This window comes from Mycobacterium sp. NPDC051804 (assembly GCF_044452905.1).
Lineage (GTDB): Bacteria > Actinomycetota > Actinomycetes > Mycobacteriales > Mycobacteriaceae > Mycobacterium.
In genome coordinates, this window is record NZ_JBITCD010000002.1 from 642,949 (window position 1) to 664,401 (window position 21,453).

The 21,453-nt window shown below is 65.5% G+C and carries 22 protein-coding genes, 1 tRNA gene, 1 pseudogene and 1 riboswitch; of the genes and pseudogenes, 9 read left to right on the forward strand and 15 right to left on the reverse strand.

Features of this window, described 5'->3' with window-relative positions:
* From rnhA to ACIA48_RS08820, 3 genes and pseudogenes are all read left to right on the forward strand, one after another.
* Window positions 1–471: a ribonuclease HI gene (gene rnhA / locus ACIA48_RS08810; RefSeq protein WP_396729800.1), complete on the forward strand. Its 471-nt coding sequence runs from the start codon at window positions 1–3 to the stop codon at window positions 469–471.
* A gap of 12 nt (window positions 472–483) precedes the next feature.
* Window positions 484–1,470: a glycoside hydrolase family 6 protein gene (locus tag ACIA48_RS08815; protein WP_396730723.1), complete on the forward strand. Its 987-nt coding sequence runs from the start codon at window positions 484–486 to the stop codon at window positions 1,468–1,470.
* A gap of 351 nt (window positions 1,471–1,821) precedes the next feature.
* A pseudogene (locus ACIA48_RS08820) lies at window positions 1,822–2,240 on the forward strand (short chain dehydrogenase); the annotation flags it as partial.
* An 8-nt stretch (window positions 2,241–2,248) separates the two neighbouring features.
* Here ACIA48_RS08820 and ACIA48_RS08825 read toward each other — a convergent pair.
* From ACIA48_RS08825 to ACIA48_RS08840, 4 genes are all read right to left on the reverse strand, one after another.
* Window positions 2,249–3,190 (reverse strand): hypothetical protein, encoded by a 942-nt coding sequence (locus ACIA48_RS08825; protein WP_396729802.1) that lies wholly within the window; start codon window positions 3,188–3,190, stop codon window positions 2,249–2,251.
* Window positions 3,187–4,110, reverse strand: coding sequence for a hypothetical protein (locus ACIA48_RS08830; protein WP_396730725.1), 924 nt, complete (start codon window positions 4,108–4,110; stop codon window positions 3,187–3,189). Before ACIA48_RS08830 ends, ACIA48_RS08825 begins: the two co-directional genes overlap by 4 nt.
* Before the next feature lie 311 nt (window positions 4,111–4,421).
* The gene (locus tag ACIA48_RS08835; protein ID WP_396729804.1) at window positions 4,422–5,222 is read right to left on the reverse strand and encodes a mycofactocin-coupled SDR family oxidoreductase; all 801 of its coding nucleotides are present in this window, start codon (window positions 5,220–5,222) and stop codon (window positions 4,422–4,424) included.
* Between the two features lie 3 nt (window positions 5,223–5,225).
* Window positions 5,226–6,599, reverse strand: coding sequence for a hypothetical protein (locus ACIA48_RS08840; protein WP_396729806.1), 1,374 nt, complete (start codon window positions 6,597–6,599; stop codon window positions 5,226–5,228).
* A gap of 798 nt (window positions 6,600–7,397) precedes the next feature.
* On the opposite strand from ACIA48_RS08840, the gene ACIA48_RS08845 reads away from it, so the two are divergent.
* A complete protein-coding gene (locus ACIA48_RS08845) occupies window positions 7,398–7,886 on the forward strand; it encodes a hypothetical protein (RefSeq protein ID WP_396729809.1) in 489 nt (162 codons plus the stop codon).
* Here ACIA48_RS08845 and ACIA48_RS08850 read toward each other — a convergent pair.
* The 6 genes from ACIA48_RS08850 to crcB (ACIA48_RS08875) form a co-directional block, all read right to left on the reverse strand.
* Entirely contained in the window at window positions 7,883–8,890 is a 1,008-nt protein-coding gene (locus ACIA48_RS08850) for a zinc-dependent alcohol dehydrogenase family protein (RefSeq protein WP_396729811.1), read from the reverse strand. The genes ACIA48_RS08845 and ACIA48_RS08850 overlap by 4 nt on opposite strands.
* A gap of 195 nt (window positions 8,891–9,085) precedes the next feature.
* Window positions 9,086–9,158: transfer RNA gene (locus ACIA48_RS08855), tRNA-Ala, on the reverse strand.
* A gap of 53 nt (window positions 9,159–9,211) precedes the next feature.
* Entirely contained in the window at window positions 9,212–10,480 is a 1,269-nt protein-coding gene (locus ACIA48_RS08860; protein ID WP_396729812.1) for an MFS transporter, read from the reverse strand.
* Window positions 10,477–12,111, reverse strand: coding sequence for a phosphoglucomutase (alpha-D-glucose-1,6-bisphosphate-dependent) (gene pgm / locus ACIA48_RS08865; protein WP_396729815.1), 1,635 nt, complete (start codon window positions 12,109–12,111; stop codon window positions 10,477–10,479). The genes ACIA48_RS08860 and pgm overlap by 4 nt, the downstream gene beginning before the upstream one ends.
* Before the next feature lie 67 nt (window positions 12,112–12,178).
* Complete coding sequence (gene crcB / locus ACIA48_RS08870) at window positions 12,179–12,547, reverse strand: fluoride efflux transporter CrcB (protein ID WP_396730727.1); 369 nt, start codon at window positions 12,545–12,547, stop codon at window positions 12,179–12,181.
* On the reverse strand, window positions 12,544–12,939 hold the full coding sequence (crcB, locus tag ACIA48_RS08875; RefSeq protein ID WP_396729817.1) for a fluoride efflux transporter CrcB: 396 nt from the start codon (window positions 12,937–12,939) through the stop codon (window positions 12,544–12,546). Before crcB (ACIA48_RS08875) ends, crcB (ACIA48_RS08870) begins: the two co-directional genes overlap by 4 nt.
* Before the next feature lie 182 nt (window positions 12,940–13,121).
* Window positions 13,122–13,195, reverse strand: a riboswitch (Fluoride riboswitch).
* A gap of 109 nt (window positions 13,196–13,304) precedes the next feature.
* Between crcB (ACIA48_RS08875) and ACIA48_RS08880 the strand changes: the two genes are divergently transcribed.
* From ACIA48_RS08880 to mbtN, 3 genes are read left to right on the forward strand one after another with little or no spacing between them, the layout of a single operon-like run.
* Window positions 13,305–13,574 carry an acyl carrier protein gene (locus tag ACIA48_RS08880; protein ID WP_396729820.1) on the forward strand — a complete coding sequence of 90 codons (270 nt, stop codon included), beginning with the start codon at window positions 13,305–13,307 and terminating at the stop codon, window positions 13,572–13,574.
* Window positions 13,575–13,579: 5 nt separating this feature from the next.
* The gene (gene mbtM / locus ACIA48_RS08885; RefSeq protein ID WP_396730729.1) at window positions 13,580–15,151 is read left to right on the forward strand and encodes a long-chain-fatty acid--ACP ligase MbtM; all 1,572 of its coding nucleotides are present in this window, start codon (window positions 13,580–13,582) and stop codon (window positions 15,149–15,151) included.
* The gene (mbtN, locus tag ACIA48_RS08890) at window positions 15,148–16,308 is read left to right on the forward strand and encodes a mycobactin biosynthesis acyl-ACP dehydrogenase MbtN (protein WP_396729823.1); all 1,161 of its coding nucleotides are present in this window, start codon (window positions 15,148–15,150) and stop codon (window positions 16,306–16,308) included. The genes mbtM and mbtN overlap by 4 nt, the downstream gene beginning before the upstream one ends.
* A 12-nt stretch (window positions 16,309–16,320) precedes the next feature.
* Here mbtN and ACIA48_RS08895 read toward each other — a convergent pair whose 3' ends face one another.
* Both ACIA48_RS08895 and ACIA48_RS08900 read right to left on the reverse strand, forming a co-directional pair.
* Entirely contained in the window at window positions 16,321–17,019 is a 699-nt protein-coding gene (locus ACIA48_RS08895) for a YceI family protein (RefSeq protein ID WP_396729826.1), read from the reverse strand.
* 11 nt (window positions 17,020–17,030) lie between these two features.
* Window positions 17,031–17,663, reverse strand: coding sequence for a GNAT family N-acetyltransferase (locus ACIA48_RS08900; RefSeq protein WP_396729829.1), 633 nt, complete (start codon window positions 17,661–17,663; stop codon window positions 17,031–17,033).
* Between the two features lie 98 nt (window positions 17,664–17,761).
* On the opposite strand from ACIA48_RS08900, the gene ACIA48_RS08905 reads away from it, so the two are divergent.
* Window positions 17,762–19,183 (forward strand): CHAD domain-containing protein, encoded by a 1,422-nt coding sequence (locus tag ACIA48_RS08905; protein WP_396729832.1) that lies wholly within the window; start codon window positions 17,762–17,764, stop codon window positions 19,181–19,183.
* Here ACIA48_RS08905 and ACIA48_RS08910 read toward each other — a convergent pair.
* A complete protein-coding gene (locus tag ACIA48_RS08910) occupies window positions 19,180–20,052 on the reverse strand; it encodes an LLM class F420-dependent oxidoreductase (RefSeq protein WP_396729835.1) in 873 nt (290 codons plus the stop codon). The genes ACIA48_RS08905 and ACIA48_RS08910 overlap by 4 nt on opposite strands.
* Before the next feature lie 32 nt (window positions 20,053–20,084).
* On the reverse strand, window positions 20,085–20,780 hold the full coding sequence (locus ACIA48_RS08915) for a proteasome protein (RefSeq protein ID WP_396729837.1): 696 nt from the start codon (window positions 20,778–20,780) through the stop codon (window positions 20,085–20,087).
* Window positions 20,781–20,838: 58 nt separating this feature from the next.
* On the opposite strand from ACIA48_RS08915, the gene ACIA48_RS08920 reads away from it, so the two are divergent.
* Window positions 20,839–21,036, forward strand: coding sequence for a hypothetical protein (locus ACIA48_RS08920; RefSeq protein ID WP_396729839.1), 198 nt, complete (start codon window positions 20,839–20,841; stop codon window positions 21,034–21,036).
* A gap of 51 nt (window positions 21,037–21,087) precedes the next feature.
* On the opposite strand, the gene ACIA48_RS08925 is transcribed toward ACIA48_RS08920, so the two are convergent.
* Entirely contained in the window at window positions 21,088–21,429 is a 342-nt protein-coding gene (locus ACIA48_RS08925) for a hypothetical protein (RefSeq protein ID WP_396729842.1), read from the reverse strand.
* Window positions 21,430–21,453: the final 24 nt, after the last annotated feature.

Consider the following 21,453-nt stretch of genomic DNA (forward strand, 5'->3'; position numbering starts at 1 on the left):
GTGGGCGACTCGACTGAAGACCCCGTGGTCATCCACACCGATGGCGGATGCCGACCCAACCCGGGTCCCGGCGGCTGGGGGGCGGTGCTGCGGCACCGCCAGCACGTCCGCGAGATGTGCGGCGGCGAGCCCGGCATCACGAGCAACAACCGAATGGAGCTGACGGCGCCGATCATGGCGCTCGAGGCGCTCACCCGGCCGGTCGTCGTGCACCTCTACACCGACAGCACCTACGTCCGGAACGGCATCACCAAGTGGGTCCTCGGCTGGGAGCGGAACGGCTGGATTACCGCGGCGAAGCAGCCGGTGAAGAACGTCGACCTGTGGCAACGACTACAGGCAGCGTGCGCGCGGCACCGGGTCGAGTGGTTCTGGGTGAAGGGGCATGCGGGTATCGCCGACAACGAGCTGGCCGACGAGCTGGCCACCCGCGGGATGCACGAGGCGATGACTCAAGGCGCGGTCTGCTAACTTCCTGGCGTGATGTCCTCAGCTGCGCATGCAGTCGCACGGTTGTTCTTGCTGGCGGTTGCCGCCGTTGCCGGCATCGGCCTTCTCGCTGACCCGGTCAGTCAGACCCCGGTTCGGCTGGCCAGTGAGGCGAATCCCCTGGTCGGGGCGCCGTTCTACGTCAACCCGAACTCGGCGGCCATGCGGGCGGCGAACGCCGCCGAGCCGCCGAACCCGCAGTTGAGGGCTGTCGCCGACACTCCGCAGGCGTACTGGCTCGTCCCGGGTTCGTCGGCATCGACGGTTGCGAAGTACACCGGTGACGCAGCCGCCGCGGGCGCGATCCCCGTCTTCTCGATCTATGGAATCCCGCACCGCGACTGCGGCAGCTTCGCCGCGGGTGGCATGGGGTCAGGCGATGCCTATCGCGGGTGGATCGACGACATCGCCGGCCAGATCGGTGGCTCGCGCGCGGCGATCGTCCTCGAGCCCGATGCGCTGGCCATGGCCGACTGCCTGTCTGACGATCAGCGCCAGGAGCGCTACGACCTGATTCGCTATGCCGTCGACGCGCTGACGCGCAACCCGGCCGCGGCTGTCTACGTCGATGCGGGACACCTGCGTTGGCACAGCCCCGAAGAGATGGCCTCCAGGCTCAGCCAGGCCGGCGTCGAGCATGCTCGGGGCTTCAGCCTCAACGTCGCGAACTTTTTCACCACCGAAGAGGAAATCGGTTACGGCGAAGCGATTTCGGGCCTCACGGGCGGCAAGAACTACGTCATCGACACATCTCGCAACGGCAACGGAGCGGCGCCGGACTCACCGCTGCACTGGTGCAACCCGGACGGCCGGGCACTCGGAGTTGCGCCCACCACCGCGACTGCCGGTCCGCACGCTGACGCCTATCTGTGGATCAAGCGTCCCGGGGAATCAGACGGCACCTGCGACAAAGGCGATCCGCCCGCTGGCACGTTCGTGAATCAGTACGTCATCGAGTTGGCCAGTAACGCCGGCCGGTAGAGCATCGAGTTATGCTCTGGCGCTGCGTTGGCTGGCCACCTCTTGCCATGCTCGATGAACCGGGCAGTCGTCGAACCAGCAGGATGGCCCACGTCGCGACTCGGGTCCGGAACCGACGGTGACAACCCGGAAGTACGTCGGATGCCCGCGGTCGCAATCCTTGCCTGTGTACTCGTTTCGTCTTGCCACTGTCACCTCCTGAGCACTGCGCCTCATCGGGTGAGCCCGTGCAGTCACACGCAATACCCCGCCGGGTTGCGGGCAAACATGTATGCGCCGTCGCGCCGCCTTATCCGCTGAAACTGCGGAGAGATCGTGTTTTCGTGCGGATCCGCGATCTGTTCGCAGTCTCGCGCCTACCGCCAGTCCAAGATCGCAGTTGCCTGTTCGGGCTCGAGCTCGGCCGCCGCAGCACAGCCGAGGGCTGGGGCATCACGAGCAACATCTCACACCCCGGCGTCGCCCCGACCAGCCTTCTCGCGGCGCGCCCCGAGCTCGGACGGGCCGACGACACCATGGGTGTGCGATTGATCCGCTGGCTCTCGCTTCGAGGTCTGATCGTCGGGACGGTGGACAGCGCGCGGCTCCCGGCTCTGATGGCCGCTGTCTCGCCGGATGCGAAGGATGGCGTCTTCTACGGACCTCAGTGGCCCGGGAACGTCGGCGGCCCTCCCGGTGAGCAGAAGGTGTGGAAGCCGTTGCGCAACAACGAGAACGCCGCACGCATGTGGAACGTGTCGCAGGAACTCACGGGAGTCAGGTTCGGCTGACTACCGGTTCACGTCGACTCGTCCGGGGTGCTCGAAACGAGAAGCCATACGAGAGTGGCCAATCCGGTGAAGATGCCCTGCACTGCGAACAGGAACGCCAGATACTCGTGCCAGCCGGACAGCACGTCGTCACAACCCTGCCCGTCCCAGGGCAGCGTGGACAGTGCTCCGACGAGGCCAACTGCCAACACCGTCACGGTGGCCGCCGTGGCCGCGCGCTGGCCTGCATCGGTCAGCGTCCGGCGGAAATAGTTGAACTCGATACCGAGGGTGAGTAGGAGCACCGGCAGCACACCGACGATCTGCTGGAAGAACACCGGGCTGATCGCGCCCTCGCACAGCTGCGACAGCACCGCCATCTGTTGGGACACATCCATTTCGGCGACGAGCTCCGCGGTCGCCGCGTCGAGCGTCCGCATAGTGTCGACGTTGAAGTAGTCGACGTACGCACTCGCGGCGAGATAGCAGAGGTAGGTGCCCAGCACCAACGGCACAATCGCGCGCACCCGTTGCCAGTCTGTGGGCAGAGCCACCCGACGTGCCGTGCTGAACAGTGTGAGCGGGTCAGAGTTCAGCGACGCCGCCGTCGTCCAGCCCATGGCGACGGCGTAGAGAGTGGCGGTCACCACGTCGACCTGAATCGAATGCACGGGAAACAGCCGAAACACGTCGACGCCCAGCAGGACGATGACGCCGGCCCACCACCAGCCCCATAGCCGCGACGCGTCGCCATCGCCTTTGGTGATGACGCGCTTCATCAGTCCGACAACACCCAAGACCGCGGCGTCCACGGCGATCACCGCAACCCGCCACGCGGTCTGCCCGCCACCCCCGATGGCGGGGAACACCCCCGACACCACCTGCTCGCTGTAGGAGAACACGAACAGCATCAGGAAGACGACACCGAACACCGCTCGGTCCCCGCGTTGGCGCAGTGCGAGTTCAGTCACGACCGGGCCTCCACGGGGATGCGTTGATCGGGCGCGCTGACAACGAGCAGCCACAGCAGCGTTGCCAAACCGGTCGCGATGCCCTGGACCGCGACGACGAAAGTCAGATATTCGTGCCAATAGCCGAGCACGCCGCCACATCCACTGCCGACCCACGGCAGCGTCGACACCGCGAGCAGCAGCCCGATAGCCATCACGGCGACGGTCGCCGCCGCGGCGGCACGTTGAGCGGGCTCCTCGAGCGCGCGCCGGAAGAAGTTGAACTCCACACCGAGCGTGAGCAGTAGAAGCGGGATGACTGCGACGACCTGCTGGAAGAAGGCGGGACTCACGGCGCCCTCACAAAGGGTCGCGAACGCACCGAGTTGCTCGGGCAACGGCATCGCGGCGACTTCGGCCTCCATCTCCGGGTCCAACACGCGCACCGTGTCCAGATCGAAGAAGTCGTCGAACGCGGTGGCGGCGATATAGCAAGCGATGGTGCCGACCACCAAAGGAACTACGGCGCGTACACGCGCCCAATCGGTCGGTGCCGCGGTGCGTCTCGCCGCGCTGAACAGTGTGAGCGGATCTCCGTTGAGCGACACCATCATGAGCAGCCCCATGAGCATCGCCAAGGCAAGCGACGACGTGAGGTCGATCCACAACGGATGATCCTCGGGCAGCAGAACCAAAAACACGTCGATACACACGACGGCGGCAAACGAGCTCCACCACCACTGCCACAGTCGCGGTGAGTCACCGTCGGCGCGGGCGATGGCGCGCTTCAGCAGTCCCACCAGAGCCAACACCGCGACGTCGAATCCGACCAGTCCCAACAGCCAAGCCACGATTTCGTCGCGACCTGCCGCCTCCAGGATCGCGAAGACGTAATCCTCGCTGTACGAGAACGCGAACAACAGCAGAAGCACGACCGCCATCACGGCGCGGTCGCGCCGATGCCGGGTCAGTACATCGGAATGTTCGGTGTCGGATTCAGCGTCCGGTTCGACGTCCAACCGCACCACCCAACCAATCACCTTCGGGGAGGCGAAGACGACCTCCGGGTGCACTCACGCTAGTCGTATCGGTTCGCTCTCCCTTGGGTTTTGCGACGATATGGCAGACATCGCTGACCAGCGGTGGATTGGCGCGTGGACACCCGCCGGGATGGCGGCGGTGGACTGACTGTCCAGTCGCGTGTCGTCATCGACGTGCCGCACTCGCTCGCCCATCGGATGACGGATGACCGTCAGTGAATTCGCGCGCTACCGCCGAGCCCGATTTCGAGGACGCTGCCCGTGACGACACCTGGATCTGTGACCAGATAGAGCAACGCACGGCTCACATCCTCCGGTTCAATCCAGGGCTGCGGTATCGGATTTGCCCTCATCATCCGCTGCACCAATTCGTCAGGAACATCGTCGGCGCCGACGGGTTGCACCATCGGCGTGTGAACGGTGGTGGGGCACATGACATTCACGGTGATGCCCTCTTTGGCGACTTCTAACGCCAACGACTTCGCGAGGCCGATGACTCCCCACTTGGTGGCGTTGTACGGCGCCAGTTCAGGGATTCCCATTCGGCCACCCATCGACGAGGTCACGACGATCCGCCCGAAACGCTGCCGCCGCATGACGGGAACAGCGGCGCGCAGGGTATTGAATACGCCCGTCAAGTTGGTGTCCACGAGCTGGTGCCACATCTCGTCGGTCACGTGTTCAAGCGGTCCCGTGCTCACGACTCCGGCATTGGCGACGACAATGTCGAGACGTCCGAAGCTGCTTACGGTTTCCTCGACAGCGGCGGCCACCGCACCGGCATCGCGGACGTCCGTGGCGATCGAGAGACAAACGGAGCCGAGCTCCTCGACGAGCTTCACCGTCTCGCGGAGGTCATCTTCGGTGCCGAGCGGATAAGTCAGGTTCATCGGCCGGGGCGCATCCGCGATTACGACGATCGCCCCTTCGGCCGCCAACGCCAACGCATGCGCGCGACCCTGCCCACGCGCGCCGCCGGTGATTAATGCGACCCGGCCGTCCAGCACACCCATGCTCTAGTGAAGACCTTGCGCTCGGAGGTCAGCAAGCATGGCCGTGATCGTCGCGAGGATCTCCGCATCTGGGCTGTGGAAGCGCCTTCCCAGCCGCTGGACACCAGCGTCTATGCGCTGGAGAAGTGCGCGATAGGCGTCACCGGCGGCCTCCGCGTAGCCGGCGGCGGCCTCCGCCACAGACTGATCGGAGTACCGGGTGGATAGCGTGGCCAATTCGTGGGTCAGATCCTTGGCCTGCTCTTGCGCCTTCCCCGTGAGGCTGCGCGTGAAGTCGAGATCGGGCACGAACGGCGACTCGACGTCGTCAGCCAGTACCACTTCCAGCACGTGACAGATCTGGTAGAGCATGTCGATAGTGCTTTCGACAGACCAGATTTCGGCACGTAGCTCCGGGGGCGGAACGGGAATCGTCAACAGTTGAGTCGACACTTCGCCTCGCGCCCATCGCTCCATATTCACGGCGTGAGCCTCCCAGCGAGCGACTTCCGCTTCTGCGGCCTCTCTCGCCGCGGCGACCTCGGCCTCGGCGGCCTCGCGCGCGGCGGCCACGTCACCACTTGCCTGCCCACGCGCCGCTGCCACCTCAGCGGCGGTGTCCGAGCGCAACTTTTCCAACTCGCGGCGCACACGCTGGACGGCCTCCTCGCCCGTCGTCCGCTCGGTTGTCCGCTCGGTGCTCCGTTCGACGGCACGCGCCTCCGCCGCCCGAACCTTCTCTTCGGCCGCTGCCACCTCAGCCGCCGCAGCAGCGCGCACCCGCTCGATTTCGGCGTGCAGTTGCTGCACCGTCTGCTCACCGGCCGCGCGCTCGGTCGTCCGTTCGCTGCTCCGCTCAGCGGCACGCGCGTCCGCTGCACGAACCCTCTCAGCGGCCGCCGCCAGCTCAGCCGCCGCATCAGCGCGCACCTGCTCGATCTCGGCCTGCGCCTGTTGCACCGCCTTGTGGTCGGCCGCCCGCTCCGCCCTTCTTTCAGCGTCCTTGCGCTTAGCCTCAGCCTCCATCGCGCGGACCTGCTCACCCGCCGCCGTCGCAACGCGTGCTGATTCTCCGGCCTCGGCCCGAGCGAGTTTGGCCGCCGCCTCAGCGTCGAGCCGGCCCTGATGCGCTACTCGTGCCTGCTCCTCGGCCACCCGGCGCAGATGGTCGGCCTCGACGAGTTGCATCGCCAGCGACCGGCGTGGCACCGGCGGCCCGTTGCGTTCGCGATATTGGGCGAGTTCGCGCTCACTCATCCCCGCCAATGCGACTGATTCAGCCCTGGGATGCAACCCCAACCGCTCCGCGGCGGCGACCGACTCCGCGGCCGCGCGTCGCGTCAGTGCCGCCCATTTTTCGACGTCGAGGTCCTCGATGTGTTGGCGAGTGGTCGTCATCGGCGACGCCGCCCTCCACTGCCCGGCGCCACCGCAGCGGAAGGCGTTTCGGTGGAGGGGTTTTCAGCCGAGACAGTCGGTGGCGTGCTTAGTCTCTGGGGCGCCGGTGCAGGTCTATTCTCGCGCGTCCCATTGGGCGGCCGCGTGGTCGTTGTCCCCACGACATCCGAAACTGGACCGGCCTGCTGCGCCAGAACCAACAAGAGTTGCTCCTGATACACCGCCACAGCCTTGGCGAGCGTCTCGTCGCCGAGTCGCTCGGCATCACGGAGCAGCCCACCCAACAACTCCAGGGTCACCGCGGGCCCAAGGCCCAGGGTGGCACCCTCGCTCGCGGCCGGCTCTATCCCGGCGGTGTCAACCACCCATTGCCACCGCTCCCAAGCCAGGGCGCCTTCTGCGTCGTGACGAGCCTGTTCCTGACGACTTTCGTCTCTATCGCGCTGCTGTTCGAAACGCTGACGCGCGCGTCTCGACGCGTAGAGCACTGCGCACGCCGCGATAACCGCTGCCAACAGTGCCACGAGGCCGGCAAAGCCAGGCGAGACCACGAAGTCGCGTGCTGGTAGATCTCCGAGAATGCCTACTGGCGGTGCATGGTCCACCTAGTCAGTCTCGCACCCTGTGGTCACATGCCGTAACGGAGATTCGAAGCAACTCGTCGGGTCGAATGCCCACGAATGTGATCAACTTTGCTGGTCGCGTTTAAACGGTCCAGGAAGGGGCATGGGTGCATCATCGACCACGCAGGCCGGGAATCGGAGCCACAAGTTGAACGTCAGAAAATGCTTCCTTCTGGTGGTCACGTACCTGGCCGCGGCACTCCTGTTCGCAGCGAATGCTCCAGCTGAGCCACGGCAGAGAATCCCTGGAGCCGACGCCGCCATTGCCAGGGCCGAAAGTCTGCTCGGTACAGACGAATTCGGCATTTACGGATGTGAAGCTCTGGTGGCGCACGCATTCGGCGTGTCTCAGGCCGAATACGGTTGGGACGGCGCTGCGGAGACCATGTACCAAACGCTCCTGGAGCAAGGAAAGATCCACATGGACCGGAACCCGCCGCGTGGGGCGCTTGTCTTCAGCAGCGGATTCGTCGGTGCCCACATCGACATCGCCCGGGGCGATGGAACGTACGTGTCCGGCGGTGTTCAGGGCTTATCGCCGGGATACGGCGACGGGAGCAACATCCAGATCCTGCCCACTCCCAGTGTGGGTGACGACAACTACACCTACCGCGGCTGGAGTCTGGACTTCCCGAGGTCGGAGTCGCCTGAAGCGTCCCGCTAAGAGATGCGAGCGGGAAGGGCAACAGTTTCGCCCGCCACATCGATTGCGACCTTGCCGCGGAGTGCGTACGACCGCCTGTGTTCCAGGAGTTCGTGAGCCTCGCCCATTCGAGCGAGCGGAAGAGTCGCACCGATGATCGGTTTCACGAGACCGCGCTCGACCAGCGTGGTGAGCGCATCCAGCTTTCCTCGGTTCTGTCGCGTGAAGACGAAGTGATAGGCGGCGTTGCGGCCCCATGCCTCGATAAGGTTCTGCGGCTGCGCGATGTCGACGATGCTGACGACACGTCCGAAGTCGTTGAGTACCAGCGGGCTTCGGGTGAGCGCGTCGCCGCCAATGGTGTCGAAGACGACGTCGACCCCCTTACCCCGCGTCATCTCAGCCACGGCATCGACGTAGTCCGTCGACGTGAAGTCGATTGCCGCATCCGCTCCGAGTGAACGCACGAACTCATGGTCGCCGGCTTTCGCGGTGGTGATCACTCGCGCGCCGATCGCCGTCGCAACCTGGATCGCGATCGTGCCTACACCGCCCGCGCCGCCGTGGATCAGGATCGTCTCCCCCACGGTGAGCTGCGCTCGCGTCACCAGGGACTCCCAGACCGTTCCGCCGACGAGCGGCAGGCTCGCCGCCTCGAGGTGACTGAGGTTCTCCGGCTTCCGGCCGACGAGTTCGACGTCGGCGACGTGCTGCTCGGCGTACGAGCCGGGGCCGCCGAAGATCCGGGGCGTGTAGTACACCGCATCGCCGACGCCGAACTCGGTCACGTGGGATCCGACTTCCTCGATGACACCGGAGATGTCGTGCCCGATGATCGCCGGAAGCGGCACATGCTCCACGTAGTCGCCGCGACGGATCTGATAGTCGAGCGGGTTGACGGCCGTCGCATCCACGCGTACCCGGACCTGGCGGGGTTGGACGTCAGGTACCGGGACGTCGCGCAGCTCGAAAGCATCGAGCCCGCCAAAACGGGTGAGCACAACGGCCTTCATCGAATCAGTCATATCGGTGCTCCTCATCGTGATTCCGGGTGCGCGATGGCCGGGACGGGCGGTCTCTCAATGAACCGCGCGCACCATCCACGCATTCCGGCGGCGGCAATCGGAACTTTCGAGGATCGTGACAGCTTGCAGCGGTGTGCTCGTTCCACGAATGCTCGGTCGCAACCAGCTTGTTCGGGAACTGCCTGTTCAAATGGGTGGAGCTAAGGGGATTCGAACCCCTGACCCCCACACTGCCAGTGTGGTGCGCTACCAACTGCGCCATAGCCCCTTGTTGTGCTCATCGAAGTTACACCACCTGCGGTGGGCCTTCAAAATCGCTGGTCAGGGCACTTCACCCGAGCCCTCCGGCCCGAGCGGTCGAGGCGGTGTCGGCTCGGCCGGTGACCGATCGTAGGTCTCCGGGGCAAATACCCAGCCGATCGCCGCAAGGAAGAGGACCGCGCCGCTGACGCCGAAGGCCCAGCCGAACGACAGATGCTGGGCGATCAGGCCAACGACCAACGAGCCGCCGATCGATCCGAAGTCGACCATCATCTGGAAAAGGGCGACCGGTCCCCCGCCCCGGGACTTGTTCCCGACGATGTCGGCCACGGCCGCCTGCTGAGGCGAGATGAATATGCCCGTCGCCGCACCCGAGATGTACGCGGTCGCCAGAAAGATCACCAGCGACGTCGTCACCCCGAGCAGGCTCGTCGAGATCGCCGCGGCCATCAGTCCGACGACGAGCAGTTTGCGCCGCCCGATCCGGTCGGACAGATAACCGCTGGGGATCACCACCGAGACGTTGCCGATGGCGAACGTCGCCAGTGCCAGGCCCGCGATGCCGGTTCCCCGGCCGAGTCCCTCCACGATGAACAACGGCACCAGTGCGATCCGCAGCCCGAACGCCGCCCAGCCCGTCGCGAAATTGGACAGCAACGCAGCAAGGTAGGCGCGGTGCCGCAACACTTCTCGTAGCGTGACGGCAGGCTCATCGGATTCCTCCGGATCCGCCAGCGTGCTGCCCCGCAGGCTGAAGAACACCACCGCGGCCGCGATGAGCAGCGCCGCGCCGTAGATCGCGAACGGCGCCGCAAGGCCCAGCCCCGCGGTGAGGCTGCCGAGCACCGGTCCCCCGACCGATCCGATGAGGAATCCCGACGAGAACAGGCCCGCCACGCGACCGCGTGCGTCCTGCGGCGAGATCCGAATCATCAAGGCCAGCGACGACACGGAGAACATGGCCGATCCGAGTCCGCCGAGCGATCGAAACAACAGCAGCTGCCAATAGGTCTGCGCGAACGCACACACCGCGGTCGACACCGCGACGATCAGCAGGCCATTGATGTAGACGCGGCGCTCCCCCAGGCGCTGCACCAGCCAACCAGCGGGCGGCGCGGCCACCAGCCGCATGACCGCGAACGCCGTGATGACGAAGGTCGCCGCGCTGATGCTCACCCCGAAATGGCGGGCGTACTGCGGCAGAACCGGAGAGACCACTCCGTAGCCGAGCGCGACCACGACGTTGGCCGAAACCAGCAGCCAGACCTCGCGCGGAAGCTTCGGCTTCCCGGCAACTGTCGAACAGTCACCCTCCGCGTCAGAGCTCACGCAATGACTTTATTCACTACTTCCTTGGCCGCTTCCTGCACCTCGGCAAGATGGTCCGGCCCGCGGAACGACTCGGCGTAGATCTTGTACACGTCCTCGGTGCCCGACGGACGCGCCGCGAACCAGGCATTCTCTGTCGTCACCTTCAGTCCGCCCAACGGCGCGCCGTTCCCCGGCGCCGTCGTCAGCTTGGCGGTGATCGCTTCGCCTGCCAGCTCGGTGGCACTGACCTGTTCGGCCGACAGCTTGGCAAGCCGGGCTTTCTGCTCACGATTGGCGGGGGCATCGATACGGGCATACGTTGGCGCACCGTACTTTTCCGCCAATGCGTCGTAGCGCTGCGACGGCGTCGATCCCGTCTTCGCGAGGATCTCTGAAGCCAGCAGCGCCAGGATGATGCCGTCCTTGTCGGTGGTCCACACCGAACCGTTACGCCGCAAGAACGACGCCCCGGCACTCTCTTCACCGCCGAAACCGATAGTCCCGCTGAGCAATCCGTCGACGAACCACTTGAAGCCGACCGGAACTTCGACCAATTTGCGGCCGAGCCCGGCGACGACCCGGTCGATGATCGACGAACTGACCGCCGTCTTACCGACCGCGGTGGACGCGGGCCAGTCCGGGCGGTTGGCGTACAGGTAGTCGATCGCGACGGCGAGGAAGTGGTTCGGGTTGAGCAGTCCGCCGTCGGGCGTGACGATGCCGTGCCGGTCGGAGTCCGCGTCGTTGCCCGTGGCGATCTGGTAGCTGTCGCGGTTGGCGATCAAGGACGCCATCGCGTTGCGCGAGCTGCAGTCCATCCGAATCTTGCCGTCGGTGTCGAGTGTCATGAACCGCCACGTCGCGTCGACGAGCGGGTTCACCACGGTGAGCTTCAGGTTGTGTTGCTCGGCGATGGCGCCCCAATAGTCGACGCTCGCGCCGCCAAGAGGATCCGCGCCGATGCGGATTCCCTCGGCGCTGATGGCGTGCAGATCGACGACGTTGGGTAGGTCCGCGATGTAGGCGTCGAGGTAGTCGTGACGCTCGGCGGTCTTCAGGGCACTGGCCAGCGGGATGCGCTTCACATCCTTGAGACCGTCACGCAGGATCTCGTTGGCCCGCTTGGCAATTGCGCCGGTGGCATCGGTGTCGGCGGGTCCGCCGTTGGGCGGGTTGTACTTGAAGCCACCGTCACGAGGCGGATTGTGTGACGGCGTGACCACGATCCCGTCGGCCAGATCGCCATCACGACCGTCGTTGAAGGTCAGGATGGCGTGGCTGACGGCGGGAGTCGGGGTGAAGCGGTCCGCCGAGTCGATCATGGCCACGACGTCGTTGGCGGCGAGCACCTCCAGCGCCGACGCCCACGCCGGTTCCGAGAGCGCGTGCGTGTCACGTCCGATGAACAGCGGCCCCGATGTGCCCTGCGCCTGCCGGTACTCGACGATGGCCTGCGTCGTCGCGACGATGTGTGCCTCGTTGAACGCCGCATCAAGGCTGGAACCGCGATGGCCCGACGTACCGAACACCACCTGTTGGTCGACGTTGTCGGGGTCAGGTTCGACGGTGTAGTACGCCGTGACGACCTGCGCCACATCGATGAGGTCTTCGGGTTGCGCCGGTTGACCGGCGCGGGGATTGGCGGCCATATGCCCCAGTCTGCTCTGTTTCCGCGCGACGCATCGAGGCGACGACAAGAATTCACGCGTCAGGGGCTCAGAGCGCCCACACCAATGCAAATCCCAGCGCGCAAGCGGCGACCGACAGCACCAGGGAAATGACCGCGTTGAGCAACGCGAGCCCCTTCCTCCCCTGCTGGACCAACCGCACCGTCTCGAAGCTCGCCGTGCTGAATGTCGTGTAGCCGCCGCAGAATCCGGTGCCCACGACGGTCTGCCAGGTACTGGACTGATCGTGGAACAGCACCGCCCCGGCGAGCACGCCGAGCAGCATCGATCCGGTGATGTTGATGACGACGGTGGCCAACGGGAACGGGGACTGCCACCGCTGTTTGGTCCATGCGTCAAGCAGGAAGCGCGTCACGGCGCCGGCGGCTCCCGCGATAAACGTCAGGATCGGAATCAACATGCGCGCGCGCTCCCGCGGCGGATGTTGGACATGACCACGATGCCCAGCCAGGCGGTGAGCACGCCTCCCACGACGCTGAGCAGGCCATAGCTGATCGCGGTGCCGAAGTGGCCCTGCCTTCCCAGCAGCACGATCTCCAGCGCAAAGGTGCTGTACGTGGTGAAGGCCCCGCAGAACCCGGTGCCGGCGCAGAGGCGGGTCCACCGCCGCCACCCCGAGTCATCGCCGAGCCGGGCGAGTCCTTCGAGTAGGCCGCCCAGAATGAAGGCGCCGGTGAGGTTGATCAAGAAGGTCGCCCACGGCCACGAGGCGCCGTCGTGCGGCAGGGCCTTCTCGACGTAGTAGCGCAGCGCGGTGCCACCTATGCCGCCGGCGAAGATCCACGCCATCGCCGATGGCCGCAGGTGAAGTGGTCGAAGCGGCTTGGCCGGCGCGTCGGGATCGGTGAGCAGCTCGGCGTGCGGGTCGCTCGACGCCGGCGGCGCTCCCGCCGCGGGCGAGTAGTCGTCGTCGTCCGGGCGCTCGACGCCAGGCGGTTCTGCGGTAATTTGGCGGTACCTAATCCATCGCTATGACGACAGGAACTATCAGCCAGTTTGGCGGTTCGAGCGACGAGCTCGGGCGAGATCCATCACCACTGCGAAGGACTGTACCGCTCTAGCTGCGGATATCGCGGTTTCGCGGCCGACGCGACCATCGTCACACTCCAGGTAAGGCTAGCCTCACCTCGGATTCCCGTGTACCGTCCCAGGCCGTGACCTCGTCTAATCCTGAAGCTGTGAGCGCTGCTCTCACCGAGATCCTGCGCGAAGACATGAATGTCGATATTCGCCGGGTTACCCGAGAGTCCAGACTGATCGACGACGTCGGCCTCGACTCAGTGGCATTCGCCGTCGGAATGGTGGCCATCGAAGACAAGCTCGGCGTGGCGTTGTCCGAAGAGGACCTGCTGTCCTGCGACACGGTCGGCGACCTTGAAGCGGCCATTCTCGCCAAGGTCCCCGCGGCCCAGTCGAACTCGTGACCGTACTGGCCGAAGCGCTCTCGGCCGCGATGCGGGGCGCCCCGACCAAGCTCTCCGTACTCGACCCCGACACCGACAACTGGGTTCACCATCCCTGGCAGGAGATCCACGCGCGGTCGGAGAACGTCGCCGACCGCATCGTCGACGACGGGTCCACCGCAGTTGGCCTGGTCGGCGAGCCGAACGTCGAGTTCCTCGCCGCGATCCCGGGCGCCTTCTTCGCAGGTGCCGGCCTGTCGATCCTGCCCGGGCCCATCCGCCGGGCCGATCCCGTGCAATGGGCCCAGACCACTCTGGACAGATACCGCGGCATCGGAGTGACCACGGTCTTCAGCCACGGCACCGAGTTGGAGCTGTTGCGCGAACAAGCCGACGACATCGTCATCCACAACCTCGTCGATGTCGCTCACGCGCAGCGTTCGACCACCTTCGAAGGACCCCGGACCGCAGACGTCGCCATCCTGCAGGGCACCGCGGGATCGACGGGAACGCCACGCACGGCTCAGATTTCACCCACAGCCGCGCTGGCCAACCTCCGCGGACTGCTCAAGCGGATCAACATCGACGAAAAGTGCCGTCTGCAAAGCTGGTTGCCGATCTACCACGATATGGGCCTGACGGTCATGCTGGTATCGACGCTGGCGCAGGCAGATCTTTGGCATGCGCCGACAAAGTCGTTCGCGGGCAACCCATTTTCCTGGCTGAACTGGCTGGACGAAAGCAAGGCCACGATGACAGCGGCGCCCAACATGGCGTTCAACATCATCGGCAAGTACGGCAGCAACCTCTCTGGTCTCAACCTCAGCAACCTCGGTTACACGCTCAACGGTGGCGAGCCCGTCGACTGCGACGGCTATGCCCGTTTCTCCGCCGAAATGGCCCGGTTCGGCTTCAACCCGAACTCCCTTTCCCCATCCTACGGACTCGCCGAATCCACCTGCGCGGTAACGATTCCCGAGCCTTTCTCGGGCCTGCGAATCGACGAGGTCAGCGTCATCACCGATGCGGGTGAGTCCACTCGCAGTTTCGCCGTCCTCGGCCACCCGATCGATGGGATGGAGCTGCGGGTGAACACCGAGCAGCCGCACTCCACCGAGGTGACCGGTCGTGCGGTCGGCGAGATCGAGATCCGTGGCACATCGCTCATGAACGGCTACTACGGACACGCACCGATCGATCCCCAGGATTGGCTGCCCACCGGCGACCTCGGATACCTCACCAACGATGGCCTCGTCGTGTGTGGCCGCGCAAAGGAACTCATCACGGTGGCCGGACGCAACGTGTTCCCCAACGAGATCGAACGCATCGCCGGACAAATCGACGGTGTGCGTGACGGTTGCGTGATCGCAATCGGCACGGGTGAGGCGACCGCACGACCAAGACTGATCATCACCGCGGAGTTCAAGGGCGACGACGAACCCGCGGCGCGTAGTGCGGTAGTCGCCCGCGTAGCGTCGGAATGCGGTGTGGTCCCCGCCGATGTGGTGTTCGTGAAACCCGGCGCGCTGCCGCGCACGTCGTCGGGGAAGCTGCGCCGGCTGGAGGTCAAACGCAACCTCGAGGGCGCCAGCCGATGACCGCCGACGTCGCACCGGAAGATGACTACAGCGAGCTCCTCGACCGCGTCCTCGACGACCGGGTGACGAAGTGGACAGCCGAGGCCGAAGAGACCGAACGCTTTCCCCGCCAGCTCATCGAATACCTCGGCGAATCGGGTGTATTTGCCGCCAAATGGCCCCAGGGACAACAGCATTCTGACGTCGCGAAGGTGATCACGCTCGCGCGGAAGCTCGGCACGTTGGGGTCGGCCGGCATCGGCGTCGGCGTGGGACTGCATGACTCGGCGATCGCGATCCTGCGCCGCTTCGGCAAGTCGGACTACCTGCGCAATATCGCCGAGCAGGCCATCCGCGGCGAGGCCGTGCTCTGCATCGGCGCCTCCGAGCAGTCCGGCGGATCCGATCTGCAGATCGTCGGCACCGAAGTCCGTTCCGTACGCGACGGTTTCGAGGTCAAGGGCATCAAGAAGTTCGTCTCGCTGTCCCCCATCGCCGACCATGTCATGGCGGTGGCACGCAACGTCGACCACGATCCCAACAGCAAGCACGGCAGCGTGGTCGTCATCGCTGTTCCCCTGGCGCAGTGCGATATTCAGACGCCGTACCGGAAGGTCGGTGCCGGCCCACTGGATACCGCGGCGGTACACATCGACACCTGGGTGCCCGCCGACGCTCTCGTCGCCCGCGCAGGTATCGGCCTGGCCGCGATCTCTTGGGGGCTCGCGCAGGAGCGGATGTCGGTGGCCGGTTTGGTGTCGACCTCGGCTCAGCGCGTCATCGGAATCACGCTGGCCCGCATGATGACCCGCCGTCAGTTCGGTCACACTCTGTATGAGCACCAGGCGCTACGGCTCCGTTTGGCCGACCTGCAGGCGCGTGTCGACATGTTGCGCTACGCGCTGGACGGCATCGCCGTATCGGGCAAGCTGGATCTTCGTGCGGCTGCGGCCATGAAGGTCAATGCGGCTCGCCTCGGCGAAGAGGTGATCAATGAGTGCATGCACATCTTCGGTGGCTCGGGTTACCTCGTCGACGAGACCCCGCTGGGTCGGTGGTGGCGCGATATGAAGCTGGCGCGCGTCGGCGGCGGTACTGACGAAGTGCTGTGGGAATTGGTCGCCGCGGCAATGAAGCCAGACTACGACGGCTACGCCGAGTTCAACCAGCTGCCCTGAATCTCAGCCCACCTACTTCTTGGCGAGGTTGACCAGGAACTCGATCGTGCCCGTCGGCTCGACCTTCACAAAGCCGGCGAAATCCGGTGGCGTGACGTTGAAGTCGGTCCAGGTGACCGGGACAGAGCCCGCGACGACAATGGTGTCGCCGGCGCGTTGCACGTCCACCTTGGCCGTCATGTCACGTGAGACACCTTTGACCGTCAGGCTCACCGGTACATCGAGAGTCGTCGAGGCACCGCTTTCCGGCACCGACGCGACGTCGACGGGTCGGGTCACGCGGAGCTCAGCAGTCGGGAATTTGGTTGTATCGAGGATGTCCCCGCCACGAAACTGGTTGTCGCGCGCACTTTCCGGCGAGGTGATCGATCCCACGTCGACCGTGAACGTCGCCGATTCCAGCTTCGAGTCAGCGACCGCGGCGTCGCCGGTGACTTTCGGGGTCCGGCCGTTCACGGTCAGCGGCGAGCCGCGCAGGATCTCGTCGACGCGATAGCCCGCCTGCGTTCGCTTGGCGTCGTCGTCTGGGCCGGGCACTACGGTCCACGTGCCGTCGACATCGGTAGTCGCCGCCTCCGTCTGGCCGGGCAGCGTCAACTCGGCGTCAGCCTCACCGGCGATGAACTCGCGGTAAGCCCACGGCCCGGCCGCGAAGCCGACGACGGCGCTAACGATCAGGACGCCGAGCACCCACAGCACAGCCTTCTTCATGCTGGAAAACGCTAGCCGATATCGGGAGCGTCCGACGGTGAACGTGGTAGCGCATACAGCGCCATTCGCCGATTCGACATGTTGTGCTCACCAAGGAACACTCCGCCTGCGTACTCGCACACCGCCCGCGCTCCGGCGTTGCGGTGGTCGGGGTCGAACATGATGCGACGGCAACGAGGTTCGAGCTCGAAGATGTTGGCGACCAAGCGTGGCAACATGATCGGCGCGATCCCACGGTTGACGAACCGGATCTCGGCGATCGCCGCGTGCAGGCCGATGTCGTACGGATCCGCGTCGTAGCACGGGGCGATGGAGTCCTTCGCCGCCCGGTACAGCTCGACGTAGACGAAGGGTTGACCGCGAAAAGCTCCGATGAACGGCCGCGAGTAGTCGCCGTCGAGTTGCGCTTGCAGGTAACACTGCCAGCGATCCGGCGGCCACGCGTACTCCCACGCCTCCACCAGGTGCGGGCGATTCATCCACTCCGAGATCATCTCGGCGTCTGCGGCGGCATCGACAAGCCGCACGCCGTACGGATCGTCCAGGGCAGGAGTCGGCGGTGCACTCACAGCGCGGACCTCGTCGGATATCGACGTCAGCTCGCGGGGCAGGACGGGTGATGGGGCCTCGTCAATCTCGGTCATCGCTCGACGAGCCTACCCCGAGTAACTGAGGGTAGGTTTACCTACCTCGACTCGCCGGCCCATGTTTTGCCCGCTCGCGTTGGGGGGAGCCTCAGAGCATGTACGAAGTGGTGGAACGTGAACTGAAGTGGGAGGTCGACGAGGAATTCGTGCTTCCAACCCTCGATGACATTGTCGAGGGTGCGGACGTCAGCCACACGACCCTTCAGCTGACCAGTTCTTACTACGACACGGCCGACGGCGACCTCGGGGCGCACGGCGTCTTGCTGCGTCGGCGCGACGGAGACGACGACACCGGCTGGCAGTTGAAGGTGCCTGACACAGAGGGCCGCGTCGAGATTCGCACCTCACCGTCGGAGACGCCCCCGTCCGAGCTCACCGAGATGCTCACTGGGATGCGGCTCGGCAAGCCGTTGGTCAACATCGCGACGATCCGCACGGTGCGCGATCGCTATCGCATCAGCGAGCCCAAGCGCAACCGCGTGTGCGTGGAGGTCGACGTTGATCAGGTGCGCGCCTCCGTCGAGGATCGATTGCTCGCATGGCGCGAGGTTGAGGTCGAGCTGGGTCCGAAGACGAAAGCCATTCCATGCGAGTTGGCCGATCGGCTCGCCAGGTCCGGTGCGAAGCCATCCCAGTATCCGTCGAAGCTGGCGCGCGCCGCTCACCCCGACTGGTCGGCGCCCCACGGTGACACGCCGGCCGCTGCTGAAGCGATCGCAAAGTACTTAGACGCGCAGATCGACGATGTCTTCGCCGGCGATCTGGGCCTGCGTCGCGGCAGCGACCCGATCCACGACACCAGGGTCGCAATCCGCCGTCTGCGCAGCACATTGCGGGTGTTCGGCAAGCTCTTGGAAGCCGAGAATATCGCTGGGGTCGAGGATGAGCTCAAATGGTTCGCGACACTGCTCGGCGAGGTCCGCGATCGCCAGGTCCAACGGCGTCGCTTCCGGGAAGCGCTCGCGGAGTTACCGCCGGAACTCGTGCTCGGCCCCGTCGCCAACAGAATCAACAACGACCTCCAGTCGGGCCAACTGCAGGCGCGACAACGAGTCACCGAAGCGATGGACTCGCCGCGCTATCTGGCCCTGCTAAAGACGTTGCAGCAGTGGCGCGTCGACCCGCCGATCGCCGACGGCATCTCCCTGAAAGCTCTGACCAAGAGAGCCCACCGCGCCGAGCGCAAGGCAGACCAGCGGCTGGTCGACGGCATCGAATCGGGTGACGACGTACTGCTGCACCGTGGAAGGAAGGCCGCCAAACGGGCCCGCTACGCCGCGGAGCTGCGCCGGCCGCTGGACGCGAGCGCAAAACGAACAGTGAAGTACTACAAACAATTTCAGCGTGTTCTCGGCGATCACCAAGATGGCGCAATCGCGGCCGAGACCCTACTCCGGCTGGCACTGATCGCGGGCACGACCGTCGGTGAGAGCGGCTTCACCTTCGGGATGCTGTATGCCCAGGAGCAGCACGCCGCTGCTGAGGCGAAGCGGAAAGTGATCGAGCTCCTCGGCTAACGAAGCGACGAAAGCCAGTATTCGGCCAGTGCCGACACCCAGTCTCCGGCGGCTCGCGCGTGGTCGGGCGGGCCGTCGACGATGACGAGTTCGTCGACACCAAGGTCCGCCAGTGCGGCGGCATCGTCGATCTGCAATTCGCGTAGCGCCACAGTCACCCGCAGCTCGCTGCGGTTGCGGCCGAGTTCGGCGCACTGGTCGCCGAGGTACGCGATCCGTTCGGCCGCTTCCGCCACCCCCGCGAGGTTGAATCCGTACCAGCCGTCGCCCCAGGCCGCGACCCGGCGCAGCGCCGCGTCACTGTTGCCTCCGAGGACGATCGGGATGGACGCGCCGTTGGCGGGTTTGGGATTGACACGCACCGACTCGAACGCGACGAACTCCCCGTCGAATGAGGCGATGTCGTCGCGCCACAGCGTGCGCATCGCTGCCACATACTCTTTGGTGCGCGCGCCACGTCGTTCGAACGGGACACCGAGCGCGTCGAATTCCTCGCGCGACCACCCGATGCCGACACCGAGGGTCAATCGGCCCGCGCTCAAAGAGTCCAGCGTCGCAGCCTGTTTGGCCACGACCACCGGATTGTGCTCGGGCAGCAGCAATACCCCGGTCGCGATCCGTATCGACGATGTCGCGGCGGCCGCGAAGCTCAATCCAATCAACGGGTCGATCCAGTCCGCGGTGGACGGGATCGCGATCTGGCCGTCGTCGGAATACGGATAACGAGATGTCGATCGGTCCACCATCACGACGTGCTCACCTGACCACAGGGTGGCGAAGCCGGCGCGTTCCGCTCCAGACGCGACCGCGTCAATGACAGCGCGATCGGCGCCGGCACCGATGCCGAGGGCGTGCAATCCCAGTTGCATCCGGCGATGGTCTCACGCCTAACCGCCGGAAATCATACGAACAGTTCGTCGATTGTTTTCTGCTCCAACTCAATCCACTTGGCGACGCGCTCGCGGACGTGTTCGACTTCGTCCTCGTCGAAGTGCCGTGCCTCGTCCGGTGTGATCCGGCAGATGTCCATCGGGCCGCCGACGCTCGGCGACGAGGTGTCCAGGGTGTCGAGGACCCGCAGGGCGGCCACGACGCCGTAATCGACGCTGCGCTTGGCCATCTGGAAGTGTGCGAGCAGCGCATAGGCCTGCTGGGCCATCGGCGAACCACTGCCCACTGCCTGGAAGCCCGTCTCTTCGTGGTGCCCGATCAGACCATGCGGGTCGATGTCGACGATGAACGGTTGTCCGTCGGAGTAGCCCGCGGCAAGCATGTACGTCGAGGGCGTCGCGCCCGGCTTTCCGCCCGGAACGTCGGAGATGAAACTGCTGTAGTGCTGCTCGAGGACAGGCACGACGCGCTGTTGTAACGCCCGTCCGACGTCGGGAGCCTCGACGATCGCGTCCGCCTCGGCATCGAAAATCTGCTCGAGGTCGAACAACACGGCGCGGGAACCACTCCCGCCCCACGCAGCGTGCTTGCCGAGTGCGTGCAGCTTCTGCGCCGGATAGCTCACCTGACGCACGGGATCGGTGATCTGCGAGTCTGACGCCATCACCAGCCCATCGGCACAACGCATTGCAAGAACGACCGTCACACCTCAGGTCTTACCCAGATCCGGCGTTCGTCACGCTGCGCCGTGTCATCGTGAAGGGATGAATGTCGACCGAGTGGCAGAGCTGCAGCGCTGGCAGGACTCCGGCGCGATGTGGGAGGTGCTGGCCCGCAAGTCGGACTCGGTCACGGTTGCGCTGTTGCGGTGTGACGGCGGTGAAGAGATGGACCGGTTCACGTCCGACGACCCGCGCCTTCTGGCATTCATTGGAGAGCGGCACAACAGCGAGGGGTCCTGAAATAACACGAAAGCCCCGTCCAAAATGGACGGGGCTTCCGCGGCGTGTCATTTAGAACGGAGCGGTCCTGAAACCGCCTTCCCACTGAACGCCCCACGCGTTCAGTTCGCTGTTCCACTCGACCTGAGCCCACGGCGCATACCAGGGCGGCGGTGGTTTCGGCGGCGCCCACACCGGCACCACAAAGTCGCGATGTCCCGGCGGCGGAAGGAAGCCCTGCCCCGGCGGCAGCGGGTTTCCTGGGCCGCCGACATTCACTCCAGGACCGGGAACCCACGGCGGTCCCGGCTGCCATTTCGGATCGGCGTTGGCGACACCCGCGCCAACCCCGAGTGCACCGGCCGCAAGAGCGCCGGCACATACCGCCGTCAGCACGCTCTTCTTGACATTCATCAGGTCACTCCCTTGATCGACATA